Source organism: Novosphingobium sp. FW305-C-30-35 (assembly GCF_058783135.1).
On record NZ_JBYSYJ010000001.1, the window covers coordinates 2,397,520 to 2,420,552 of the forward strand.

Below are 23,033 nucleotides of genomic sequence, written 5' to 3' on the forward strand. Positions count from 1 at the left end.
GGGCAGATGCGCAAGGTTCTTGGTCTTCTGGGATCGGCTGTTCCCATAGTGGCTCTGGCTCAGACCATTCCGACAAGCGCGCAAGGCGACGTCTCGCTCACCATCTACAACAACGATCTCGCGCTGGTGCAGGACGTGCGGCAGATGTCTTTGCCGACGGGGCGGCATCGTCAGGAGTTTCCTGATGTTTCAGCAGCCATCCGACCAGAGACAGTGACGCTGAATGCCGGGGGCACGAGCATTGTCGAACAGAACTTCGACTACGACCTGCTGACGCCCGAAAAGCTGATGGACAAAGCGGTTGGACAGACCGTGACACTCGTGCGCGGGGCAGACGACAAGCGCGAGACGGCGACAATCCTCGCCAATAACGGCGGAACGATCGTCCGCGTGGGAAACCACATCGAAGTCTTGCAGAATTACAGTGCGCGAGTGCTGTTTTCCAGCTTGCCGCCGGGCTTGCGGGCGCGCCCGACGTTGTCGGTAACCCTGGACACGACCGCGCCGGGCGCGCGCCCGGTTTCGCTGAGCTATCTTTCGCGCGGATTCGGCTGGAAGGCCGATTACGTGGCATTGTTCGATGAGGCAGCCGGCAAGATTGATGTGCAGGGCTGGATCACGCTCACCAACAATAGCGGCACGACGTTTGACAAGGCCAAGGTGCTGTTGGTGGCGGGCGCAGTCGGCGATGGCAGCGGCGGCTATAATGGCGGATTTCGGCCCCAGCGTCCGATGATGCCGGGGAACCGACCCGGAACGCAAAGTGCAAATCGCGAGAGCCTGGGCGACTTCTACGTCTATCCGATTGCCGGGCGAACCACGGTCGCCAACGCCCAGCAGAAGCAAGTCAGCTTCCTCGACGTCGGCGGCGCGCCCGCGACCAAGGCTTATCACTTCCGCAACGGCTGGCTTTCCAGCCAGACCGAGCCGCAGAGCGCCGATACGGTGCTGCGCTTTTCGACATCAAGGGAAGCCGGACTGGGCGATGCCCTGCCTGCAGGCACTGTGCGGGTCTACATGCGCGATGCGCGCGGGCAGCCGCAGTTCATCGGCGAGAATGCAATCGGCCACACCCCGATGGGATCCAGCCTTGCCCTCAAGACTGGCGAGGCGTTCGACGTGAAGGTCCAGCCGGTGCTTGAAAAGCGCGATCGGATCGACAGCGGGGAATGGGAGAAGACTGCGCGCTATCGCATCACCACGCCGGGCAAGGCCCCCAGCGAAGTGACGGTGGAGAGCGAGAAGGTGTTCTGGCGCACGACAATGACCTACAAGGTGACCAACGCCCGGGCCACGCCGGTGACGGTTGAAGTGGTACAGGGCGGGCTCGACAATTGGTGGCATGATGCGCGCGTGCCGAGCGAGAGCATCAAGGGCGAGCAGCGCTCGGCCGACGAGCGGGTGTGGCAGGTCCCGGTCTCTGCCAATGGCGAGGCCACGCTGACCGTGCAGTTCGACACGCGATATTGAGCGCGCCGGTGCGCCGCCTTGCCATCGTGGCCCTGATGCTGAGCGCGGCACCAGCGCTGGGACAGGGCCTTGTCACATCGCTCGGGTCCGACAGCGTCTCGGTCAGCATCTATCGCGCGCCCGACCGGGACAGCGACGAGGCGATGGATCTCGATTGGCTCGAAGGCTATGCACTCGTTACCGAGAAGCGCACCGTGGATATACCTGCGGGCAAGGCCACCGTGCGCTTCGAAGGCGTGGCGGCGGGGTTGTTCCCGGAAAGCGCGATCGTCACCGGACTGCCTTCGGGCGTGCGGGAGAAGAACCTTGATGCAGACCTGCTTTCGCCACGCAGCCTCTACGCGCGCATGTTTGGCCGGCCGGTGATCTTGCGGCGAACCGACCTTGCGACCGACACGGTCCGCGAAGAGCGCGCGGTGATCCGCTCTGGCCCTGATGGGGCTGCCATCGTGCAGACGGCAGCGGGCTTCGAGGTTGCCAACTGCGGCGGCCTCGAGGACGAAATACTCTATCCCGAAGCACCAAGGGACCTGTCTGCGAAGCCGACGCTTTCAATCGAAACGGATAGCCAGGTGGCGCACAAGGCAACGCTGTCCTTGTCCTACCTCGCTTGGGGTTTCGATTGGCAATCCAACTACGTCGTGCGAATGAACGCGGATGGCCAGACTGCCGATGTCTCGGCGTGGGTAACCCTGGCCAGCAGCGATTCCATGAGTTTTGCCGATGCGGAGACTGCGGTGATCGCGGGCAAGGTCAACCGCGAGGACAGCTCCCAAGGGGAAAAGCCCTCGGGCGGGGAACTGGAACTGACCTGTTCGCTGTCGCAGCTGGCACCACCGCCCCCGCCTGCACCGCCGCCTCCGCCTATGGTCATGCCCGCGCCGGCGATGGAAATGGCCGACATCGTGGTCACGGCTCAGCGTGTGGGTCCGTTCAATGCGCCCGTCACCGTGCAGCAGGAGGGCCTTGGCGATCTCAAGCTGTACCGGGTGCCAGTGCCGGTTACCGTGGCGGCCAATGCGCAGAAGCAGGTGGAGTTGGCGCAGAAGCATGACGTGAAGATGGAGGCACTCTATCGTGCGGATGTCTCCGAAGACAGGGTCGGAGAGGTGCGCCAGATGTTGCGCACGCGCAACCGCAAGGAAGACGGGTTGGGCCTGCCGTTGCCGGGTGGGCCGGTAACGGTGTTCGAACCGGTTCGCTCTGGCCCGGATCAAGGGGCAATGCTTTTGGCCGGGGAGGGTGAGCTTCCGGACCGCGCGGTGGGGGAGGACGTCGAGATCGTGCTTGGAGAGGCGACGCAGATCGCGGCCAGCGTCCGGCAGATCGCTTCTGACGACGTATCGCGTACGGTAGCATTGGACGTGAGCAATGCTCGGCCGGTTCCTGTGCGCTTCGAGGCCCGGATTTTCTCAGGTGGGACAATGGAGGGTATCTCTCAGCGACGTCTTGTGCGCAGGGACGGACGGACGATCTGGTCGGTCGTGATACCTGCGCGAGGCAAGGCCAGTCTGACGTACAGGATTGTTAATTCTGACTAAAAACCGACACTTATCCTTCCGAAGAGATTTTCACCTGCTATCTCGGCGGCATGACCATGCAGAGCGACTTCCGGCGATCGTTCATGGAGCGTAAGCTGCGGCTGATTGTCGTGCTTCTGCTATTGCTTGGCGCGGCGGGGTATCTGTGGTGGGCTGCGCGGCCGGAGAGGCGATACGAACAGTCAGGTGTTGCTGAAGACGGCAACTATCGGCTCGTCGCGCAGGACGGATCACTATTTCAGCGGTCCAGCCTAAAGGGGCATCCGTACATTACATACTTCGGCTATGCATCCTGTCCGGACAGATGCCCGGCGATGCTTGCTTGGCTTTCGCGCATCCGAGCCCGGATGGGGTGGACGCATGAAGACCTGCCGATCGTGTTCATCACCGTAGATCCCGCGCGGGACACTCCGGAACGCCTTGATGCTTTTGTCAAAAGCCTTGGGGAGAATATCATCGCGCTGACAGGCGAACCGCAAGTCATAAACCGCATTACGGACAATGCTGGTGTCTTCGTGAAGATCATTCCGCAGTCCGGCGACAACTACCGCATCGAACATACGACGAAGGCGTTCCTCTACAACGTGGACGGCGATTTTTGGGATACGGTCAGTCCGCAGGAAGCCGACGCCCGGATCGAAGCCAAATTGCGTGACGCCGCAGTAAGCCCACCGCCGAAAACCGAAATGTCTCACGCCACCTTGGACAGGCGTTGATAACTCCATCTCGTTGTCGGGCGGCGGAGCGACTGGCTTTGTCTCTCGCGGTTGCCGAACTTGAGTTGCTGGTTGTCAGACCGGTGGCACGGCCGCCTCGATTTCCGCAAAGTAGTGCGCCATTGCGTCAGCCGCTTTGTCCGAAAGGGCGATGAACGCGCGGCGGCGATCCGTAGCATCCTCCGCCCGGCAAAGAAGCTCGGCCTCGGTCAACTGGCCGATCCACCGCAGCGCAGTTGTCGGCGGAACGCCCGATGCAATGCACAGAGATGTGACGGAAACCCTTTTGTGTTCGGCCCGCGCCGCCGTGAGATCGAGCAGCATGTCCCATGCAGGGTCAGCGAACAGATCGCCTTCGAAGAAGCGGGCGCGCAACTGGCGCTGGCGTATGATCTTGCGGACAAGGCGAGGGTCGGGCAGCGAGGGGCGAGTACCTCGCGCGATACGCACGCCGGCACAGTCACGCTCTCCGGTCGCATCAAAAGCGAAGGCGGAGGCCTGGACGTGATCAGTCGCCGCCGATGAGCCGGACAGCGTTTCCAGGCGATTGGCGATTTCGCTTACCTGCTGGGTCAAGCGAAGCAAGGACATGCGATCGGTGTCCGACAGCTCACGAACTCGGCCGCCCTTGGCCGAGAGCGTAGGAGAGGCGAGGATGTGGCCGAGCGCGATGACCCGGTCCGACCGAGATGGATTGACGAGGATCTGCGCACCGGACTGATCGAGGCAACCGAATACATCATCCAGTGCCCCCACGCTCGTCGAAACGATCAACTGGCTACCTGTGCGGGCAGCACGTTCATCCAGCGAGACAAGTGCTGCAATGTCGGCACCTTCGAGGAGCGGGCAATCGACCAGTACCAGATCGCCCAAGGTCTGCTCTGCACGCGCATTGAGCAATTGCGCCAGCTCGCCCGTGCCGCAGACGCGCAACCCTGCAGCCGATGCATCTTCGGCCATCTCCATGCGCAGATAACTACGATCGGCGAAGATTGACACGGCAAGAGGCGCGGAAGGGCTGAGCCACGCTGCCTGCTCGTCGGCGAAAGGAGGGACGTCAAAATCTGTTGCAGCAAAGTTTGGTGCGAAGGCTTGGACCAGCGTCATTGCAATGTTCCCTCAGTACTTGCCCTAAGTGCGAACATGAGTGGAACATATGTGGATCAGGTCAAGATCGTTTATCTCGATTCTGGATATAGTTTCGCGGTGACCCGGAGGCAGGTGAATATGGCCTCGGTTGAAACGACGTCTTTTCCGCGCTTGATAACTGCTGATTTGTTCGCAATATCGGGTCGGTGTTCTTACTGCAAACTGCCTCCATTTCGGATGTTCCAGCGCAACTAGTGCAGTCTCAGCGATTTCTCATTGAAACAGCACATGAAAATGCCAAGCAGGACGAATCGGCGCCCAGCTTGCAGCTGACAGCGGCGCAACTTTTCCAATTGGCCGATTCTGCTCGCGATGCTGGCGATTACGTCACGGCAGAGACGGCCTATCGCGCCTTGGCGGGCAACCCAGATATCGAGTTGCGGAGCGAAGCAAGGTTTCGCCTGGCGATGATGCTTGCCGACCAGATGAAGCGAACGCGCGATGCTGCGGTCGAACTGCGTCGCATCCTTGACGAAAAGCCGGATGCCGCGCGGGTGCGACTTGAGCTGGCCCGGATGGACGCGATGATGGGGCGACTTGGCGCCGCCGAGCGTGAAATGCGTGCCGCCCAAGCCAGTGGCCAACTTCCGGCAGACGTCGAGCGTGCCGTGCGTTTCTACGCTGCGGCGCTTGCTGCGGCAAAACCCCTTGGCGGCAGCCTGGAGCTTGCGCTTGCGCCAGACAGCAACATCAATCGCGCAACAAGGGCAGACACGCTAGGCACTGTCATAGGCGACTTTACCCTAAGCGACGACGCCAAAGCCAAGTCCGGCCTGGGGCTTGCGGCGCGCGCGCAGGGGTATCTCCGCGTGCCGCTTAGCGCCGGAGCCCGTCTGCTCGCGCGGGTATCAGGCAGCGCTGACTTCTATCGCTCCGGACAGTTCGACGATTATGCGCTGGCCGTGCAATTCGGACCAGAGTTCCAGTCCGGTGCAGACCGGATCACTTTCTCAGGAGGCCCGTCCTGGCGCTGGTACGGCCAAGCGGCGTTCAGCCAAGGATGGGGGGGCACTGCGGTTTTCCAGCACCCCTTGGGCAAGCGATCGCAGGTGCGTGCCGAAGCGGCTGTCTCGCGCCTCGACAATCGCCGCAACGACTTGCAGGATTCAACCATTTATGCGGGCACGCTCGGGATCGATCATGCCTTCAGCGCGCGCTTTGGCGGCGGGATGCAATTGCGGATGAGCCGCACCTCAGCGCGCGATCCGGGTTGGTCGGATTGGACCGGCGGGACATCGGCGTATGTGTTCAGGGAACTGGGCAGGACGACGGTCGTGATGGACGGAAGCTACTCGCGCCTGGAGGCCGATGAGCGCCTGTTCCTCTATCCGAGAAAGCGTGTGGATGACCGGTTCAGCCTCGGGCTTTCGGCAACGTTCCGCGCCATCCAGTGGAAGGGCATCGCACCTTTCCTGCGCCTCAGGATAGAGCGGAACCGTTCGACGGTGGGCATTTTCGATTTTGATCGGCGCGCGGCGGAATTTGGCCTGACGTCGGCATTCTAGCGTAAGGAAAAAGGGGAGAGGGGCAATGACCAGACATGACCGCAGGGCGGCGACAGCGTCTGCCTTGACCATTGCATTGATGCTGGCAGCGTGCGGCGGTGGCGGCAATGGCGTCAGCAGCACTCCGGTGCCTACGCCTACGCCTACGCCTACGCCTACGCCTACGCCGACACCCACGCCCACGCCCACACCGACAGCAAACACGAGCCTGGTCGCGCCGCTTGTCAGCGAAAGTTTCAAGAACGTGGCATCTGTCGGAACTGTAAGTGTTCCGACCAATGGCGCCGCCGTCAGCACCTCGGCTTCAGCCTTGGCGCTCACGGTCTCCTACAATGCCACTAACCGCTCCTGGACTGTCTCGGACGGCACGCGCAGCCGCACTTTCGGTCCAGGCGACATCGACGCGACGCAATCGAACAGCGCAATCACGACCTACAAGTTCGTTTCGGGCAATACGACCGAGTTCCTCTCGTTGACCACGACAGGCACAGCCGCAGGTCAGACCCGTTTCGTGGGGGCAGGGATCTGGCAGCGCCAGGTCAATGGAAGCACCACGATCGATGGGCGCATTTCCTCCTTCGCCTATGGGGTACAGACGCCGAACGGAACGCTGCCGAGGACGGGCGCGGCCAGCTTCGATGTAAAGCTGCTGGGCGCGCGGACGTTCAGCACGAACATTTATGCGCTGGGAGGGACAGGCAAGCTTTCGGTCGATTTCCTGTCCGGCGGCATTGCCGGAAGCGGCTTCTACGACGAGACCGATGTTCAGACCAATGTCACCGCGCGGGGCTATAACTGGAACGCCTTTGCGCTGCTGTCCAAGAGCGCGAACAGTTTTCTTGGCCAGTTGACCTTGGGCAGCGCCGGAACGGGTGAGTTGCACGGGGCTTTCTTCGGCCCCAACGCCGAGGAAGTTGGGGCGGCCTTCTCGCAAAACCCCAACTCGGACGTCGCCGCAACCGGTGTGATCTACGGCGCTCGCGGCACGACACCGGTCAATACCTCGACCAGCCTTGCCAGCCCTTCCACCGACCAGTTCTATCAACCGTTGAGCGCCTCCGTGAAGGGCACCCTTGATGGAGCAGGCAATCTTTCAGCAGTGGGCGCCGGCAGCGGGCTTGCGTCTGTGCATCAGGGTGAGAATGGATCGCCACTGGTGTTTTACGGTTCTGATGGCCGGATCATGTGGCAGCCGACAAAGGCGGGACAGGTCGGGCTGACGTATGACTTCTACACAAGCAGCGACTACCTGCGCGCAGGCATTCTGACCGACCGGCGATCGAGCATCGGCCAGATAGATGCGTTCGTTTATGGTTTCGCGACGGCCAATTCCTCAACCCCGCGAACCGGGACGGCTGCCTTCAACGTTTCCCTCAATGGCGGGATACTGGCCAGCGGGTCGAAGATCAGTGGCGTGAACGGCAATGGCAGTTTCAACGTCAACTTCCAGACTGGCGCCGTTTCGACGCTTGGAGCCTATACTGTTGGCAATGCCATTCCGGGCACCTCGGCGGGCCTGCCGGGCACCCAATCGGATGCAGGCAACTGGAGCGGAAACGCGACGCTTTCATCAAGCACCAATGCGTTCAATGGTAACATCACCTTCGATGGTACGACCGATTACAACGGCACGCTGACCGGCAAGTTCTTCGGTCCGGCTGCGGAGCAGATCGGGGCGGTGGTTCAGGCCAGCAGTTCCGGCGGTGCCGTCATGGCAGCTACGCTTGCAGGCGGCCGCGGTTCGGACAGCACCGCTTCCCAGAGCGGACTTGCCGGCCTCACGACGACTACTGTGCTGAATGGCAACGATTCCCAGTACTATGTCGTCAACGGTCTCAGCCCGGCGGAGCAGGCGCTTCTCGATACCAATGTCGAGGTTACCTACAACCCGACGAACAAGTCCTATGTTCTCACGTCGAAGACGACTGGCACGAACTTCGGCAACGCCGTGCAGCTGTCGCAGACGCTGGCGGCGGCGGACTATAAGGCGGCGGAAAGCACCAGCACCTTCGATGTGTATCGCGGTGCCGATTACACGGCGCGGGTGTTCAAGTTCGGTAGCGGCAACCCCTCGATTGCCCTGACTTACACCAGTTTTGCCGAAGTGGTGCGAACCGACACGGTAGACGGACGCCAGGTGGCGACACACTACTATGTGCCGTTCGGCGGCCTGACGCCAAGCTTCCAGATCCCGCGAACGGGCTCGGCAAGCTATTCCGGGGTAGTCTACGGTTATGGCCGGAACGGTGCGACGCAGCGCGAGGCTTCGCTTTCGGGGACCAGCACCTTCACGGCAGACTTCGCCGCAGGCACTGGCAGCGCCGTCCTCGCGTTGACGGCGACAGATGTCGGCAATAACGCGACGTCGAGCCTCGGCAACTTTACTTACAGTGGATCGCTTGCGGGCAATTGCCCAGGTTGCGGCGTTGGCAACACGTTCTCCCTCAGGGGAACCGGCACCGACGTGCTCAGCACCAGCTTCCTCAACGGCATGTTCTTTGGAGCCAACGCTGCCGAATGGGGCGGCTCGTTTCTCCTGCAGCTGAATCCGCCGGGCGGACAGCAATCGATCTATTCAGGTGTGACCGTCGGCAAGAAGAACTAAAGCTTTGCAGCCTCACCATCCGCCCGGACGGTGAGGCTGCAGGTGTTCAATCGACGAAGGGATCGCGCACAAGGATCGTGTCCTCGCGCTCCGGGCTGGTGCTGACAAGGGCAACCGGCGTTTCGATCAATTCCTGCACGCGCTGGATGTACTTGATCGCCTGGGCGGGCAAGTCAGCCCACGAACGCGCGCCAGCAGTGGTGCCATCCCAGCCGTCCATCTCTTCGTAGATGGGCTCAACCTCAGCCTGGTCGGCGGCGTGGGCCGGGAAGTAGTCCAGCACCTTTCCGCGCAGGCGGTAGCCGGTGCAGATCTTCACCTTCTCGAAACCGTCCAGCACGTCAAGCTTGGTGAGAGCAATCCCAGTCACGCCAGAGATGGCGCAGGACTGACGCACCAGCACCGCGTCAAACCAGCCGCAGCGGCGCTTGCGCCCCGTAACCGTGCCGAATTCGTGGCCACGCTCGCCAAGGCGCTGGCCGACTTCGTCCTCAAGCTCGGTAGGGAACGGCCCGGAGCCGACTCGGGTGGTGTAGGCCTTGACGATGCCAAGCACGAAACCGGTCTGCGATGGGCCAAGACCCGAACCGGATGCTGCGGTGCCGGAAACCGTGTTGGACGAGGTGACGAACGGATAAGTGCCGTGGTCAACGTCGAGCAGGACGCCCTGCGCGCCCTCGAACAGGATGCGCGCGCCGGCCTTGCGGACGGTGTTGAGGCGCTTCCAGACCGGCTGGGCGAACTGCAGGACGTACGGCGCTATCTCGCGCAGTTCGGCGATCAGTGCGGCGCGATCGACCGGCGGCTGTCCGAAGCCTGCACGCAGCGCATCATGATGCGCGCAGAGGCGATCGAGTTGGACATCGAGCGCATCGAGATGGGCAAGGTCGCACACGCGGATCGCGCGGCGGCCGACTTTGTCTTCATAGGCAGGGCCGATGCCGCGGCCCGTGGTGCCGATCTTGCCTGAGCCGGCTGCCTGTTCGCGCAGACCGTCAAGGTCGCGGTGCAGGGGCAGAATTAGGGGGCAATTGTCGGCAATGGCGAAGTTTTCGGCATTGATCTCGACGCCCTGCGCGGTCAGCTTTTCGATCTCGGCCTTCAGCGCCCACGGATCGAGGACCACACCGTTGCCGATGATCGAGAGCGTGCCAGTGACAATGCCCGAGGGTAGCAGAGAAAGCTTGTAGACCTGTTCGCCGACAACGAGGGTGTGGCCGGCGTTATGCCCCCCCTGGAAGCGGACAACGGCATCGGCACGGCTGGCCAGCCAGTCAACGATCTTGCCTTTGCCTTCGTCGCCCCACTGGGCGCCGATAACGGTTACATTGGCCATGAATACACTCCTCCACCCTGCCCGGGTGGATCCTCAAGACGCCCTTCGACAGGACTCGGCGAAACGGGATGGATGAGCGGGGCAAGACCCCGGTTTTCGGTGCGCGCCCTAGTGGCATAGGCAACCCAAAGTCAAGGGCGCCGCGAACTGGGCTGGTGAGATGGAAGGTCTCCTCGGCTTGCCGACAGCAGCTCTGACCTATCGCGGGGAGACCGGGTTGCCTTGCTGCAACTGTCGGCCAAGCCAAGGCCTGTTGTCAGGACGGTGCCATGTGGCGGGCAATGAAGGCACTCAAAAGTTGGGGCCACTGTCCCGCCGGCGCATTGGATGGGCCGATGCCGAAACCATGCCCCCCTTCTTCGAACAGATGAATTTCAACCGGACGCCTGGCGCGCTGCATCGCATCGAGGAACAGCAGGGAATTCTGGGATGGCACTGGCACGTCATCAAGAGCGTGCACGAGGAAGGTTGGGGGCGTGTTTGCACCGATACGGCGTGCAGGAGAGCGGCGCTCAATTGCCTCAGCAGTCGGATTTGGGCCGAGCAACATTTCAACCGACTGCTGATGCGTGTAGGGCGGTTCGGTGCTTATAACCGGGTAGATCAGAGCGGCGAGGCTGGGCAGCGGATCCAACTGGTCCGCCGCATCGCGCCCATCATAGCAGCCGTCCCTGCCGGCGGTGATCAACGATGCAGCAAGATGACCACCTGCAGAAAATCCGATCACGGAAATCCTGTCGGGATCGATGGAGAATTGTCCTGCCCGACTCTTGATCAAGCGCATCGCCCGCTGTGCGTCCTGCAATGGCACATCGGCGCGATTCGCCCAGCCTTCGCCAGGAAGGCGGTAAACTAGCACGAATACGGTGTAGCCCAGTTCAGTGAAGGTACGCGCAACGTCCGTGCCTTCATTGCGGATCGAGACGAACGTGTAGGCTCCGCCCGGGATCGTCAGTATAGCCTGCCCGTTGCTCCTTTTTGGACGGAACACGCGCATCTCCGGTCGGGCGACCCCTGTAATGAAAGTGGGGTCGAGTGTGATTGATGGCTTGGGCGCTGTACGCGGGCTTCCGGGCGGCAGGCCGTCCCACAAGGTGATCGACGGCGCTCCGATCCATTCGGCCGGAAGCGGTCCGGCTCCTTGCGGAATCTTCAGCGCTTCCCTTGCGGCGCTGACAGGTAAAGTCATCAGAAAAAGCCCACTTCCCAGCAGCATTTGCCTGCGATCGACCGGCATACGCATGACCTTCTCCGGCATGCGTGGCCGGAGATCATCGCTCCGGCCACGGCGCTTCCTGTTGTCAATGCGATCAATACTTGAAGCCGACGCGCAAGCCATAGGTTTGCGGCATGGCATAGCTGGCCGTCGTCGAACTCCAAACGGGAACGACGGTTGTGGGGATGCGACGGTCCTCGACGTTGTTCATGAACACGTTGAGGTAGGCATGCCCCGAAGGTTCGTCGAACTGCAGGTTGAGATCGGTCTTCGTGTAACCTGCAATCCGGCCCTGGATGGCGTTGTCCACGCTGGCGAATGTTGCCGTCTGCGCGAAGAAGTCGACTGCCGGAGTGATCTTCCAGCCAGAAGCGGTTTCGAACTCGTGAGCATAGCTGAAGCGCCCGCTGAAGCGTGGTGCAAAAGGCAGCCGATTGCCCGAGTAATCGGCAACTGCCGGCGCAATCGGCGCAAAGCCCAGGATCGGCGCGAAGATGTTGTAGATCGTATCGGCTGAGCGCAGATTGTCAGGTGCGTTGGCAAATCGCAGGAACTTGGTATCCAGCCAAGAGAAGTAGGCCGTGAACCGATCTGCCGGGGTGGGGCGGAAGCTTGTTTCCAGCTCGATGCCACGAATGCGCGCTCGGGCCGCATTGGTCGTAACCGGTATCGGGCCTTGCACCGGATCGACGATAATCGACGACACCTGCAGGTCCTTGTAGTTCATCTGATAGGCCGTGGCGCCAAGGAACAGGCGGCCACCCATCAGGTTGGCGCGCAGACCCAGCTCGAAATTGTCGACGGTTTCAGGCGCATAGCTTCGGAAGTTCGCCGGATTGGAACTCGGCTGCAGGCCACCCCCGCGATAGCCGGTCGAGACCGTAGCATATGCGAGCAGGTTCTCAGTCACGTCGGCGTCGATGCCGAGCTTCCAACTGACCTTGCTGTATTTCGCGCTCGGACGGTTGCGATCATCGGTATAGGCGATCATGAAGGTCGGGCAGACATCGGGGGCGATTGTATCGCGGTCAAACGACTGGCCCGGGCAGACCAGTTGTTGCTCATGGCTGGTAACCGTATCCCAGGTTGAGCGGATACCCGCGACAAGGCGAAGCGATGGTGCAATCGCGAAGGTTGCCTGTCCGAACAGGGCGCGAGACTTGCTGCCCACACCGGCATAAGTGTTGACCACATCGACGGCGTCAATCGTGGAGATCTGATCGCCTGTCCCGACGACCTTCGCGCCGAAGAGGTTGAAAACCAGATTGAAAGGAGCGGGCGCCGTATTGCCGGCGTGCAGCAGTCGGGTGCCCGAGGGCTGGCGATCCTCATACAGGAATGCGCCGCCAACGAGCTTGAGCGGGCCATTCTCGTAATTCACGTCAACTTCGTGGGACCAGGTGCGGGTGCGATGATCGATGTATTCCTGCGAGAACACGCCGGTCGAGGCCGTGACGCCGTCGTTCTTGAGGAGTGAATAGCCGGCAAGGTATGTGAAGCTGAGGCTATCGGTGGCATCCCACACCAGCTTCGAACGTACGTCATAGCTGGTGATGTTCTGCCGGTTGCTGGTTACGGTATCCAAGCCGGGATTGATCGCATCCGAGGGGACGATCGTGACCGGGCCGAACGTGCCCGCCACCAGATCTGCCTGCGGATAGACGTTGTAGTTGCGCAGGAACACTGATGCGACTGTGCCGGTGTTCCGGGCATAGGAGCCCGACAGGCGCCAACTGAGGTTCGGCGCCGGATCGAATACCGTGGTAACGCGCACCGCCGAAAGGTCAGTCTTGTCAAAGCGGCGCGCCGCAAACTTGGGGCCGTACCCGTCGTTGACCTGATGGAACGCCGCTACGCGGACGCGCAGCATGTCGTTCACTGGCAGATCTACGGCAGCTTGCGCACGGATATCGTTGAAGCGGCCATACTGCAGGCTGGCGCTGCCACCGAAATTACGTCCCGGGTCGGCTGTGTTGATGTTCACGACACCGGCAGTGGCATTGCGCCCATACACTGTGCCTTGCGGGCCGCGCAGCACTTCGATGGCTCCAAGATCGAACAAGGCCAGCGAGAGTGCGACGGGGGACGGATTGTAGATACCGTCGAACTGGGTTGCGACTGTGGAATAGCCGCTAAAGCCGTTGTTCGAGCCAATTCCGCGAATGGCAAATCCGTTCTGCGAAAGCTTGAGCGTTGGCACCGTGGTCGCGATCTGTTCGCTGGTGGTCAGGCCCTGTCGATCAAGCAGTGATTGCGAAACAACGCTGACGGCAACGGGAGCCTTCGAGAGCCGTTCGCTGCTCTTCTGAGCTGTGACGACGATCTCGGTCGGTACGGATGATCCGTCATCCTGAGGTGTTGCCACATCCTGTGCATTGGCAGTCATAGATGACGCTGCAATTGCTACTGAGGCCAGCAGAACGGAACGTGTGTGCATGGGTATTCCCTCCCTTGATCGGCGCAGTTCTGGCCGGTGTGGACGCGACTTTTCCTGTCTTCGTCCGATTCGGGCTCCTTTCATCACAAAAGATGAGATTGCGCAATCGATTGCTCTAACCTAAACAGGGTGGAGCATTCAGGTGCGGTGAGCCAAAAAGTACTGAGAAACTTTGGGCTCTGCCGGAATTTTGCTGGAGTCGTTGAGCCGTGGATATTCCCGCGCACTCTCGCTCCGCCATCTGATTGAGCAAGAAGAGTCAACGATTGCGCAATCTTCGCGCAATCCTCCCGGAGGAAGATCTCACTATGGCAACTACCGTTTCCGAGACTGGCAAACGCGTTGCCTCCGGGGCTTGTGCGAGCCCGACCATGTGGAGTGCTGCAGACCTGGGTGGGTTGGCCCTCTCCGAAACCAACTCCATTCCCACTCTCTCGCCAGCACCCGCTGCCCGCGTGGATGGCTTCGACCTTTGGGACATGTGGCCTATCGAACGGGCCGACGGCACGCTCCCTCGCTTCAATGGTGCGGCGTTCTGGATGATTCTTACTGCGCCTGCGGCCGCCGACCCCGATTCCCGCCACGCAATTGCCCGTATCCGTCTGGCAAGCGAGCACGATGGCCGCTGGACGCTTCACCAACCGGTTTTTCCCGATGGCTTCACCCCCGGAGATCGCGAATGGTCCGGCTCTGCAGTCCTGGATGAGGCAAAAGGCGAGCTTACGGTATACTTTACCGCTGCCGGGCGGCGTGGATCCTCTATGGCAACCCTTGAGCAGCGCCTGTTCGAGGCTCGTTGCCGGTTTTCCGAAGCGGACGGGGCCGTAATCCTGTCTGACTGGTCAAGGCCCGTTGAATCCGTCGAGGCCGACGGAAAAGATTACATGATTGCCAACCAGATCACCGGTGTTGGAGGGGAAATACTTGGTTTCCGCGATCCGGGCTTTTTCCGTGATCCCGCCAGTGGCCGTTCCTTCCTGTTCCTCACAGGATCATGTGCCAAGTCGCCATCGCGATGGACCGGTGTGATAGGAGTAGCTGAAGCCATCGGCGCAGAAGGTTCCGGCTGGCGCCTTCTGCCGCCTGTGCTTAGCGCGGCGGGCTTCAACAACGAACTCGAGCGCCCGCACATGAGGGTCGTTGATGGTCGCTACTATTTGTTCTGGTCAACTCAGCGGAAGGTGTTTGCAGCTAGCGGTTCCTCGGGGCCGACAGGGCTTTACGGTGCCGTATCGGATGGGCCGCTGGGGCCATTCATGTTCCTGAACGGCCACGGACTTATTGCCGCAAACCCCGTTGACGCGCCAGCACAGGAATACAGCTGGTGGGTGATGGATGATCTCCGGGTCATCGGGTTCGCAGATTTTCCAGGGGTCGCCGACCCTGCTACCCTTACCACTGCCCAGCTGCGGCGTGAACGGTTTGCGGGGTACCCGGCGCCGTTCTTCCGCATCGCGCTGGACGGAGAGACATCGCGGGTGGTTGTCTAGGTCGATCCGCGCACGATGACGTGCGGCTCGATCTGGCTGGATCGCGTCGCCTCTCCGGCGATCCTACGAAGGAGCGTCTGTGTGAGCAGTTGCGCTCCGTGCCGCAATTGCTGGTCGATTGTGCTGAGCGGCGGGCTCATGTGCTCGCCGATCGGCAGGCCGTCGTAGCCAATCACGCGGACGTCATCCGGTACGCGCTGACCAAGGTCGCGTAGCGCCCTGATCACGCTGATCGCGGTCACGTCGGATCCGGCGACGATACCGTCGGGGATTTGCGCCATGTTGCCCAGTTGCTCACGCACGTCGGCATAGGCGGCATCCGGTTCGAAATGCGTGCGCAGTTCCACAAGCGGAGTTGCCCCCGCCTCAAGCAGCGCCCGCCGGGCGCCATCAAGACGCTCGCCGAACTCCGAACCTTCCAACGGCCCGGCATAGGCTATGCGTCTGCAGCCTCGGTCAATCAGGTGCATTGCCGCGAGCCTGCCGCCGAGTCGGTTGTCCGATCCGATCGAACAGTGGTGCTGACCGGGCGAGTAGCCGCCCCAAACCACCATTGGCTCGTAACGCCGCGATATGGTTTCGATGACGTGGAACTGGTCCGATTGGCCGACGACCACGATACCGTCGACTCGCCCACTTCCGATGAAGCGGTCCATCCAGCGGTCGTTGCGGGGAAGCACGCGTGACAACAGCATGTCGTAACCGTTTTCGGCAAAAGCATCGGCCAGAAAGCCTGTCATCGTGTTGAAGAATGGGTCTGACAGGTGCTGCAGGGCTTCGTGCCCCAAGGGTACAAGCACGCCGATGGTCATCGTACGCTGCGTGCGCAGGTTACGAGCCGCAATGTTGGGCTGATAGCCGAGTTTTTCTGCCAGAACGGCTATGCGTTTGCGCGTCTCGTCACTTACTCGCCCCGATCCGGTCAATGCGCGAGAAGCGGTGGCGGTCGAAACTCCCGCCAGTTCGGCAAATTCCTTGAGATTCTTGACGCTGACCATGCCTGTTCGACTACCGTTGCCCGCCTTCAAGGATAATAGCTCTCCGCGCTGATGTGACACCTACACGCGGTGTCGCCAGTGGCAAACTGCAAGCGCACATTCATGTGAGAGTGGCGCGTTCTGCTGCGTCGTCTTCTCCGATCATGGTCGGTGAAGACTCCAACTGCAGCGATGCCATATCGTCTGGCGATGCGGCGCGCCACGGCGGAATGCCGCGGGCCGCCGGCGCGCCTTGGGCGGCAAACGCCGACAGAGCCTGAACCATGCTATTGGACAGGGCCACCGCGTCCATTCCACCGCCGGTCATCGATGCACAGGTCTGAGTGTTTCCGAACCAGAACGGAATGTCGAGGCAATGGAAAGCCATCGGTCGACCCTCAAGCACTGGAGGTCGTGTCCCACGGGGTGGTGTAGGAAGGTTTCTCTGAGAGGGTGGCCACCGTCGATCTTCTGGTAGGGTTCGGATGCGAACTCGAACCTGGAGAAGAAGACGATGACCGACGACAGAATGGCCCTTGTTGAGCTGATTGAGCAAGGGGCAGACAGCGATTTGGTGCGCGATATGCTGGCATTTGCCGCCGAGCGCATGATGGATCTGGAGATTGAGGCCAGAACGGGTGCGGCTGCGGGCAGTCGCAGCCCGGCGCGGCTCAACCACCGCAACGGCTATCGCGAACGGGGCTGGGACACTCGGGCCGGCCGGATCGAGCTGGCGATCCCCAAGCTCAGGAAGGGCAGTTACTTCCCGAGCTTCCTTGAGCCACGCCGCACGGCTGAGAAGGCGTTGGCGGCGGTGATCCAGGAAGCCTACGTCCACGGTGTCTCGACTCGCTCGGTCGACGATCTGGTCAAGGCGATGGGCGCCAGCGGCGTCTCGAAGAGCCAGGTGAGCCGTCTGGTGGCCGAGATCGACGAACGGGTGAACGCCTTCCTGCAGCGGCCGATCGAGGGCGAGTGGCCCTACCTGTGGATCGACGCCACCTACCTCAAGGTCCGCGAGGGCGGGCGGATCGTCTCGACGGCGGCGATAATCGCCGTCGGCGTCAACACCGATGGTCGGCGCGAGGTTCTGGGCGTTGCCACCGGCCCTTCAGAAGCGGAACCCTTCTGGAAAGCCTTCCTGCGCTCGCTCGCCGACCGGGGACTTCGCGGGGTAAAGCTGGTCATCGCGGACGACCACAAGGGGTTGCGCGCCGCCGCCAGCAAGGTGTTCGCCGCGAGCCAGCAACGCTGCCGGGTCCACTGGATGCGCAATGCGCTGGCACATGCCGCGCCTAAGCAGCGACCGGCAGTCATCGCCATGATCAAGACGATCTTTGCGCAGGAAACGGCTGAAGCGGCTCACCAGCAATGGGAACAGGTCGCCGATGCCCTGCGCGAGAAGTTCCCGAAGCTGGCCGACATGATGGCCGGATCGCGCGAGGACGTGCTTGCCTACATGACCTTCCCGAAGGAGCACTGGGCGCAGATCGCGTCGACCAACCCGCTGGAAAGGGTGAACAAGGAGATCAAGCGAAGGGCCGATGTCATCGGCATCTTTCCGAATGACGCCGCCGTCGTCCGCCTCGTCGGAGCACTCATGCTGGAACAGAATGATGAGTGGGCGGTGTCACGCCGTTACATGACGCTGGAAACCCTCGGCTCGGTGAGCCATAACCCCATTGTCAGCCTGCCAGCTCTGGCTGCCTGACCCGAACCTGATCCTACTGCGGATCGACGGTTCCTACACCACCCCGTGGGACACGACCAGCACTGGAGTCTGCCAAGTGAACCAGAACAGCCACGTCGGGGAGCATTTGCTTTCGAACCGCCTTCTCGCCTGATTGATCACGGCCTCGCGGATTGGTGCAGTCGCGATGCGAGACCACAATGCGAAGGGCTTTTCGTTCTGCGCATTCGCCCGAAATCCGGCGATAACTGCTTCTGCCCTGCCGGGAGCGAATCGTTCGACCCTGCGCTGAAGTGCTGCTTCGTCCATCTCGAACGCTGCGGGATCGTTGATGCCGGTAACAAATTCGTTGAGCGTGGAGCCGATGATCAGTGGGACTTGCGGATCGTTCGCCGCAAATTCTGGATGCATGGGGTCTGCCAGCAGCGTTTGCCCGTCCAGCGTCGGGGCGAAGTTCAGCATATCCGGAATCCGGCGCACGTCTACAAAGCTGTCGAAAGGCGGATTGACCCGGGCAAGGACCCGCTGGGCTGCCGCCTGCATTTCTGAATAAGGCCGCGTTTGCAGAGAGGCCAGATCGCCCTTGGCAATGTCGAGCTCGTCAAGAATTAGGCGGGAAAGCCGGCGGGTCTTGGTCGGCGTGTTGAACATCGCGAAGGACCCGCTAAGCACCATCGCTCGGTGATACAGCCCCTTGGCCGTGGGCATCGCCATCAGCGCAGTGACCTTGGCCCCTCCGCCCGACTGGCCGAAGATCGTCACGCGCGAGGGATCCCCTCCAAATCGGGCAATATTGTCGCGCACCCAGCGCAGTGCAGCTACGATATCAAGCATGCCGAGATTGGCCGAGGTAACATGCTCCTCGCCCCAGTCGGACAGATCGAAAAACCCCAGCAGGTTCAGTCGGTGATTGAGCGTAACCACCACCGCGTTGCCACTGGTAGCCAGATTCGTGCCATCGAATGCCGGAATGTCATGCCCGGATCCGGCAGCAAAGCCGCCCCCATGCAACCAGACGAGCACTGGATGGCGCGCGGCATCAATAGCTGGAGTCCATATGTTCAGTCGCAGGCAATCTTCATCCTCGACGGCGTCGTTCCAGCGGAAGATGAAGGCTTCCTCATCACGGAAGCGTCCCATGCCCTTGTCCTGCGGTGCAATCGGGCCGTAGTGAAGGCATGAGCGAACACCGTTCCAGGGCTCGGGTGGGCGCGGTTCACGAAAGCGATTGGCACCACCGGTGGGCGCTCCATAGGGCACGCCCTTGAACACGGTAACTGCGCCCTGCCGGTAGCCCCTAATGGGTCCGGCAGTGGTCCTGACCGTAAGTCGTGCTGCATCGGTATAGATTGGCGCCCTCTTGTCAAAGAACGGCATCGCCTGGTCCTGCGCAGACGTTGCTGCAGTTGGTGCCAAGGCAATTGCTCCAACACCGGTCGCAGCAGTGATGATATCGCGCCTCTGCATACCCTCGCATCCTTATGCGACCTCGGCGATACCTTTGGGGGAAGGAGTGGTATCGCCGAGAATTGCATCAGTTGGTGTTGACGCGGAATGTCACCCCGATCGTGCGCGGGCGTGGCCCTGCCAGAAGCGTAGGACCGTTGGCGGAGGTGGGGCCGCGTAAATCGGACAGGTTGTCCCCGAACAGGCGCACTTCGTATCGATCAAACCGCACGCCGATGCTCGCCTGGTAGAGTTCGTAGGGATTGATCTCGTTGACCGTGGCATCTCCAAGACGCGAACGGCCGATAAAGGTCGCTGAACTGGTAGCGAAAAGCGTGGCATTGCCGATCGGCCGTTCGTAGCTCGCATCCAAACGGAAATTGTGTGTTGGCGTGTTGAGCAGGCGCAAGCCGTTGGAAATGCGAGGATCGGCTCCGGCGAACGCTGGGCGGACGCGTGTGAACTTGGAGTCGTTGACGTTACCGATGGCATTGAGCGTCAAGCCCTGAAGCGGCGTCCGCCATGTCATTTCCATGTCGATCCCCTGCGCTTTGCCATCGCCGAGGTTGGCAAAAGCCGCCAGCCCGATCGACGTGTTGAAGGCGCTCTGGATGTTCGTGTATTTTATGTCGTAAAGGCTGACGGCCACCCGCAGCGCCCCGTCCAGCAGTGCCCCCTTCATGCCCACTTCAAGGTTGCGCAGCTTGTCCGGCGTCAGCGAGATGCCGCTCGGCACGCCATCCGCGATCACCGCGTCGGCCTGTGCTTGTGACTGAAGAATTCCACTGCGGAAACCGGTGCCAGCGTTGAAAAACAGCATCCAGTCGGAACTGGGGTTGAACGCGAGGTTGGCCCGCCAGGTCAATGCGTCGGGCCGCGCCTGGCTCTGAACTCGCACTTCGTTCGAGATGGAGTCCGCTTCGCGTCGGTCTTTGAAATAGCGCAAGCCGACCAGCGGTACGAGCTTGCCGCCGAACAGTTCATAGCTCACCTCGGAGAACACTGCTGCATTCTCGGTCTTGGTGATGGTTTGCCCGTTCAGGCCTAAGGCCGGGAACGTCAGGCTGAACGTGTAGAGACTGCGCGCGTTCTGGTAAAAAACGCCGGCCACGCCCTTGAGCGGCCCGGCATCGTTTGTAGCAACCCGCAACTCGTTTACGAAGTTGCGCGCGTCGCCGCCGTTGATCAGCACGCCGGTGCCAAGCGGCGCGCCAAGGTTGAGGCCGACCTGGAAGCCGCCGGGCAAGGACTTCTGGTAGGATGTCGCGTTAGTCAACGTGACGGCGCCGAATTCGCGCTCGAGGGTGTTTGATGCATACCAGGCACGGCGCTTGTCAAAGCCGACAACGTCGCCTTGAAAGGCCGCGAACGGCGGGTCGAGCGAGTTGATCACGTTGAGGTATTTCTGATCCGTGGCGAAGTACCAAAAGCGCGTCCGAACCGAAGTAAGCTCGTCCGGCTTCCAAAGCAGCACGGCCTGCACGTCCTTGGAGGTGACATGGTTTGCGTCCCGCTCGCGCGGGGTACCAGTCGGCGCTCCGGAATAGATGTCGGCCACGCCGGCGCGACGATCGTATCCGCCGCTCACACGCAGGCCTAGCCTGCCGGGGATCAGGGGCAAGGAGATCGCGGCTGCCCCTCGATAGTTCGGATCGCTCGCCTCGGCCGATTTGGACAGTTCAAGTTCTCCGGCGGAGGTCACCTGATCGAGGTCGGGGTTCTTGGTGTGATAGATGATGGTCCCAGCCGAAGAGCCAAGGCCATAGAGGGTCCCCTGCGGACCGCGCAGAACTTCAACGCGGTCGATATCGAAATACTGCACCGGCGGCGCGGCCTGATTGTTGGGCACGCCGAAGGGCGTGTCGTCGAGGTAGTAGCCGATCAGGCCATCGCCAATGGGACCGCCGGCGCCCGAACCACGAAACGAGAAAATGCGATAACCCGCCCCGATTTCCTGTGCCTGTGAGGCGCCAGGGATCAGTTGGATGAGGTCCGCGCCATCGCGCACGTTGCGTTGTTTCAGCACATCGCCGTTGAACGCCTGAATTGCCAGCGGCACCTTGTCGAGTCGAACCGAACCGGACTTGAGCGCTGTCACGACGATCTCGCCCGCATCCGCTGGGTCATTCGCGCTGTCGGCAGAAGCATCCTGCGCTAAGGTCGGTGCAGAAACGACTAGACCACAGGCTGCCGAGGCGATCAGGGGAAGGCGCAGCTTGGCTACATGCTGAGAAACTTTCATCCTAGTCCTCCCATTGTTTGAATAGTTGAGTAATCGATTGCGCACGTGTTGGTGATTGAGGCCTTCAGCGGCGGCATTAAAGACTATGGTTGGCCGCAGGTCTGGCGAACGCCGTGCGCAACGTGCGCTTCCACGCAGCGGTAAAGGCTCGCGATACGTTGGCATCAGGCACCACGAAGTCGAACCCATGAAACGCGCCAGGCGTGACGAGCAGTTCGGTAGGGACGCCCGCCTGCACGAGCCGTTGAGCGTAGATCATGTCCTCTTCGACGAAGAGATCCAGCGATCCCACGCCAATGAACGTACGGGGCAGGCCCTCTAGGTTGGGCATCCTCGCCGGAACTGCGCCAGTCGGGACCTTGATTTGGCCTGCAGGCTGGCCGAGCAAGCTGCTCCAGCCCACGACATTACCTGTTTCATTCCAACCAATCGTGCCGATGAAATTCGGCACGCGTCGGGTTGATCCGGTCCGGTCATCAAGCATGGGATAGATCAGGATTTGGCAGCACAACGGGACGCTTCGTCGGTCGCGGGCAGCCAAGGCAACCATGGCGGCAAGTCCGCCCCCGGCGCTTTCGCCCTTCACGGCGATCTTCGCACGGTCCACGCCCAGATCATCTGCGTTCTCATGGAGCCATGCGAGCGCCGCATGGCAGTCCTCTAGCGGCCCCGGGAAGCGCGTTTCAGGGGAAAGGCGGTAGTCCACTTCGACCACGACGCAATCGAACTCCTGCGCCAGTTGCTGTGATGCGGGTATGGTGTCGGCCATGCGTCCGACGATGAAGCCGCCGCCATGAACGTGCAGGACCGCAGGTCGCAACTCCTTCTTTCGGTCTGCACCAATTACTGCGACCTTGACAGGTGGGTGGCCGTGAGAGCCCGGAATCATGCGGAAGTCGACCGCAGGGGCGGGCGCAGATAAAATTTCCGGTGGTGGTGGCGCGGCTTTGCGCATGGCCACAATCGCAGCATGATCGAGAGGATCGGGCAGGGGCTGGGCGAGGATCAACTTTGCCCCGTCGCGCAGTTCAGGATCGAGCAGTGCCATCGGAGTCACAGCGGCCTTTCCTAGAACCGCCGCACCGCCCCTTTCGCGCGCGCTTAGCAAGGAAGGCATGAATGCCGTTGCCAGGGCTGCTGCGCCAGCCGTCCTTCGGGTGAAGTTCACGTTTGGTCTCTCCAGGCCATGCTCTCTTGCGGAGTCTTGGTGAAT

16 protein-coding genes are annotated in these 23,033 nt (G+C 61.5%); 7 read left to right on the forward strand and 9 right to left on the reverse strand.

What is annotated here, in order from left to right; all coding sequences use genetic code 11:
* Positions 1–6 precede the first annotated feature (6 nt).
* From AC3WLM_RS11900 to AC3WLM_RS11910, 3 genes are read left to right on the forward strand one after another with little or no spacing between them, the layout of a single operon-like run.
* A complete protein-coding gene (locus AC3WLM_RS11900) occupies positions 7–1,470 on the forward strand; it encodes a DUF4139 domain-containing protein (RefSeq protein WP_492477460.1) in 1,464 nt (487 codons plus the stop codon).
* Positions 1,467–3,011: a DUF4139 domain-containing protein gene (locus AC3WLM_RS11905; protein WP_492477461.1), complete on the forward strand. Its 1,545-nt coding sequence runs from the start codon at positions 1,467–1,469 to the stop codon at positions 3,009–3,011. Before AC3WLM_RS11900 ends, AC3WLM_RS11905 begins: the two co-directional genes overlap by 4 nt.
* A gap of 50 nt (positions 3,012–3,061) precedes the next feature.
* A complete protein-coding gene (locus AC3WLM_RS11910) occupies positions 3,062–3,727 on the forward strand; it encodes an SCO family protein (RefSeq protein WP_492477462.1) in 666 nt (221 codons plus the stop codon).
* A 75-nt stretch (positions 3,728–3,802) separates the two neighbouring features.
* Here AC3WLM_RS11910 and AC3WLM_RS11915 read toward each other — a convergent pair whose 3' ends face one another.
* The gene (locus AC3WLM_RS11915; RefSeq protein ID WP_492477463.1) at positions 3,803–4,693 is read right to left on the reverse strand and encodes a MarR family transcriptional regulator; all 891 of its coding nucleotides are present in this window, start codon (positions 4,691–4,693) and stop codon (positions 3,803–3,805) included.
* 476 nt (positions 4,694–5,169) lie between these two features.
* Between AC3WLM_RS11915 and AC3WLM_RS11920 the strand changes: the two genes are divergently transcribed.
* Both AC3WLM_RS11920 and AC3WLM_RS11925 read left to right on the forward strand, forming a co-directional pair.
* A complete protein-coding gene (locus AC3WLM_RS11920) occupies positions 5,170–6,381 on the forward strand; it encodes a surface lipoprotein assembly modifier (protein WP_492477464.1) in 1,212 nt (403 codons plus the stop codon).
* A gap of 25 nt (positions 6,382–6,406) precedes the next feature.
* Complete coding sequence (locus AC3WLM_RS11925; RefSeq protein ID WP_492477465.1) at positions 6,407–8,986, forward strand: beta strand repeat-containing protein; 2,580 nt, start codon at positions 6,407–6,409, stop codon at positions 8,984–8,986.
* A 46-nt stretch (positions 8,987–9,032) separates the two neighbouring features.
* Here the strand turns inward: AC3WLM_RS11925 and AC3WLM_RS11930 are convergent, their stop codons facing one another.
* The 3 genes from AC3WLM_RS11930 to AC3WLM_RS11940 form a co-directional block, all read right to left on the reverse strand.
* Positions 9,033–10,322, reverse strand: a complete 1,290-nt coding sequence (locus AC3WLM_RS11930; RefSeq protein WP_039332593.1) for an adenylosuccinate synthase — start codon at positions 10,320–10,322, stop codon at positions 9,033–9,035.
* A gap of 256 nt (positions 10,323–10,578) precedes the next feature.
* The gene (locus tag AC3WLM_RS11935; protein WP_492477466.1) at positions 10,579–11,565 is read right to left on the reverse strand and encodes an alpha/beta hydrolase; all 987 of its coding nucleotides are present in this window, start codon (positions 11,563–11,565) and stop codon (positions 10,579–10,581) included.
* Positions 11,566–11,632: 67 nt separating this feature from the next.
* Positions 11,633–13,924, reverse strand: a complete 2,292-nt coding sequence (locus tag AC3WLM_RS11940) for a TonB-dependent receptor (protein ID WP_492477467.1) — start codon at positions 13,922–13,924, stop codon at positions 11,633–11,635.
* Positions 13,925–14,346: 422 nt separating this feature from the next.
* Here AC3WLM_RS11940 and AC3WLM_RS11945 point away from each other — a divergent pair, with 422 nt between their 5' ends.
* Positions 14,347–15,465 carry a glycoside hydrolase family 68 protein gene (locus AC3WLM_RS11945; RefSeq protein ID WP_492478121.1) on the forward strand — a complete coding sequence of 373 codons (1,119 nt, stop codon included), beginning with the start codon at positions 14,347–14,349 and terminating at the stop codon, positions 15,463–15,465.
* Here AC3WLM_RS11945 and AC3WLM_RS11950 read toward each other — a convergent pair.
* Together AC3WLM_RS11950 and AC3WLM_RS11955 are read right to left on the reverse strand one after the other, a co-directional pair.
* Positions 15,462–16,463, reverse strand: a complete 1,002-nt coding sequence (locus AC3WLM_RS11950) for a LacI family DNA-binding transcriptional regulator (protein WP_039332601.1) — start codon at positions 16,461–16,463, stop codon at positions 15,462–15,464. The two genes, AC3WLM_RS11945 and AC3WLM_RS11950, sit on opposite strands and share 4 nt — an antisense overlap.
* A gap of 100 nt (positions 16,464–16,563) precedes the next feature.
* Positions 16,564–16,830 (reverse strand): hypothetical protein, encoded by a 267-nt coding sequence (locus AC3WLM_RS11955; protein WP_492477468.1) that lies wholly within the window; start codon positions 16,828–16,830, stop codon positions 16,564–16,566.
* A gap of 126 nt (positions 16,831–16,956) precedes the next feature.
* On the opposite strand from AC3WLM_RS11955, the gene AC3WLM_RS11960 reads away from it, so the two are divergent.
* Positions 16,957–18,153, forward strand: coding sequence for an IS256 family transposase (locus AC3WLM_RS11960; RefSeq protein WP_004207098.1), 1,197 nt, complete (start codon positions 16,957–16,959; stop codon positions 18,151–18,153).
* Between the two features lie 33 nt (positions 18,154–18,186).
* On the opposite strand, the gene AC3WLM_RS11965 is transcribed toward AC3WLM_RS11960, so the two are convergent.
* The 3 genes from AC3WLM_RS11965 to AC3WLM_RS11975 form a co-directional block, all read right to left on the reverse strand.
* Positions 18,187–19,599 carry a carboxylesterase/lipase family protein gene (locus tag AC3WLM_RS11965; protein ID WP_492477469.1) on the reverse strand — a complete coding sequence of 471 codons (1,413 nt, stop codon included), beginning with the start codon at positions 19,597–19,599 and terminating at the stop codon, positions 18,187–18,189.
* Between the two features lie 67 nt (positions 19,600–19,666).
* Positions 19,667–22,009, reverse strand: a complete 2,343-nt coding sequence (locus tag AC3WLM_RS11970) for a TonB-dependent receptor (RefSeq protein ID WP_492477470.1) — start codon at positions 22,007–22,009, stop codon at positions 19,667–19,669.
* Positions 21,897–22,868, reverse strand: a complete 972-nt coding sequence (locus AC3WLM_RS11975) for an alpha/beta hydrolase (RefSeq protein ID WP_492478122.1) — start codon at positions 22,866–22,868, stop codon at positions 21,897–21,899. The genes AC3WLM_RS11970 and AC3WLM_RS11975 overlap by 113 nt, the downstream gene beginning before the upstream one ends.
* Between the last annotated feature and the right edge of the window lie 165 nt (positions 22,869–23,033).

Bases quoted from the DNA above. Each gene is read 5' to 3' on its own strand.
- AC3WLM_RS11975 (WP_492478122.1), bottom strand. From the start codon at position 22,868: ATGGCACTGCTCGATCCTGAACTGCGCGACGGGGCAAAGTTGATCCTC.
- AC3WLM_RS11945 (WP_492478121.1), top strand. From the start codon at position 14,347: ATGTGGAGTGCTGCAGACCTGGGTGGGTTGGCCCTCTCCGAAACCAAC.
- AC3WLM_RS11940 (WP_492477467.1), bottom strand. From the start codon at position 13,924: ATGACTGCCAATGCACAGGATGTGGCAACACCTCAGGATGACGGATCA.
- AC3WLM_RS11910 (WP_492477462.1), top strand. From the start codon at position 3,062: ATGACCATGCAGAGCGACTTCCGGCGATCGTTCATGGAGCGTAAGCTG.
- AC3WLM_RS11900 (WP_492477460.1), top strand. From the start codon at position 7: ATGCGCAAGGTTCTTGGTCTTCTGGGATCGGCTGTTCCCATAGTGGCT.
- AC3WLM_RS11935 (WP_492477466.1), bottom strand. From the start codon at position 11,565: ATGCGTATGCCGGTCGATCGCAGGCAAATGCTGCTGGGAAGTGGGCTT.
- AC3WLM_RS11970 (WP_492477470.1), bottom strand. From the start codon at position 22,009: ATGGGTTCGACTTCGTGGTGCCTGATGCCAACGTATCGCGAGCCTTTA.
- AC3WLM_RS11930 (WP_039332593.1), bottom strand. From the start codon at position 10,322: ATGGCCAATGTAACCGTTATCGGCGCCCAGTGGGGCGACGAAGGCAAA.
- AC3WLM_RS11925 (WP_492477465.1), top strand. From the start codon at position 6,407: ATGACCAGACATGACCGCAGGGCGGCGACAGCGTCTGCCTTGACCATT.
- AC3WLM_RS11950 (WP_039332601.1), bottom strand. From the start codon at position 16,463: ATGGTCAGCGTCAAGAATCTCAAGGAATTTGCCGAACTGGCGGGAGTT.
- AC3WLM_RS11915 (WP_492477463.1), bottom strand. From the start codon at position 4,693: ATGGAGATGGCCGAAGATGCATCGGCTGCAGGGTTGCGCGTCTGCGGC.
- AC3WLM_RS11965 (WP_492477469.1), bottom strand. From the start codon at position 19,599: ATGCAGAGGCGCGATATCATCACTGCTGCGACCGGTGTTGGAGCAATT.
- AC3WLM_RS11960 (WP_004207098.1), top strand. From the start codon at position 16,957: ATGACCGACGACAGAATGGCCCTTGTTGAGCTGATTGAGCAAGGGGCA.
- AC3WLM_RS11955 (WP_492477468.1), bottom strand. From the start codon at position 16,830: ATGGCTTTCCATTGCCTCGACATTCCGTTCTGGTTCGGAAACACTCAG.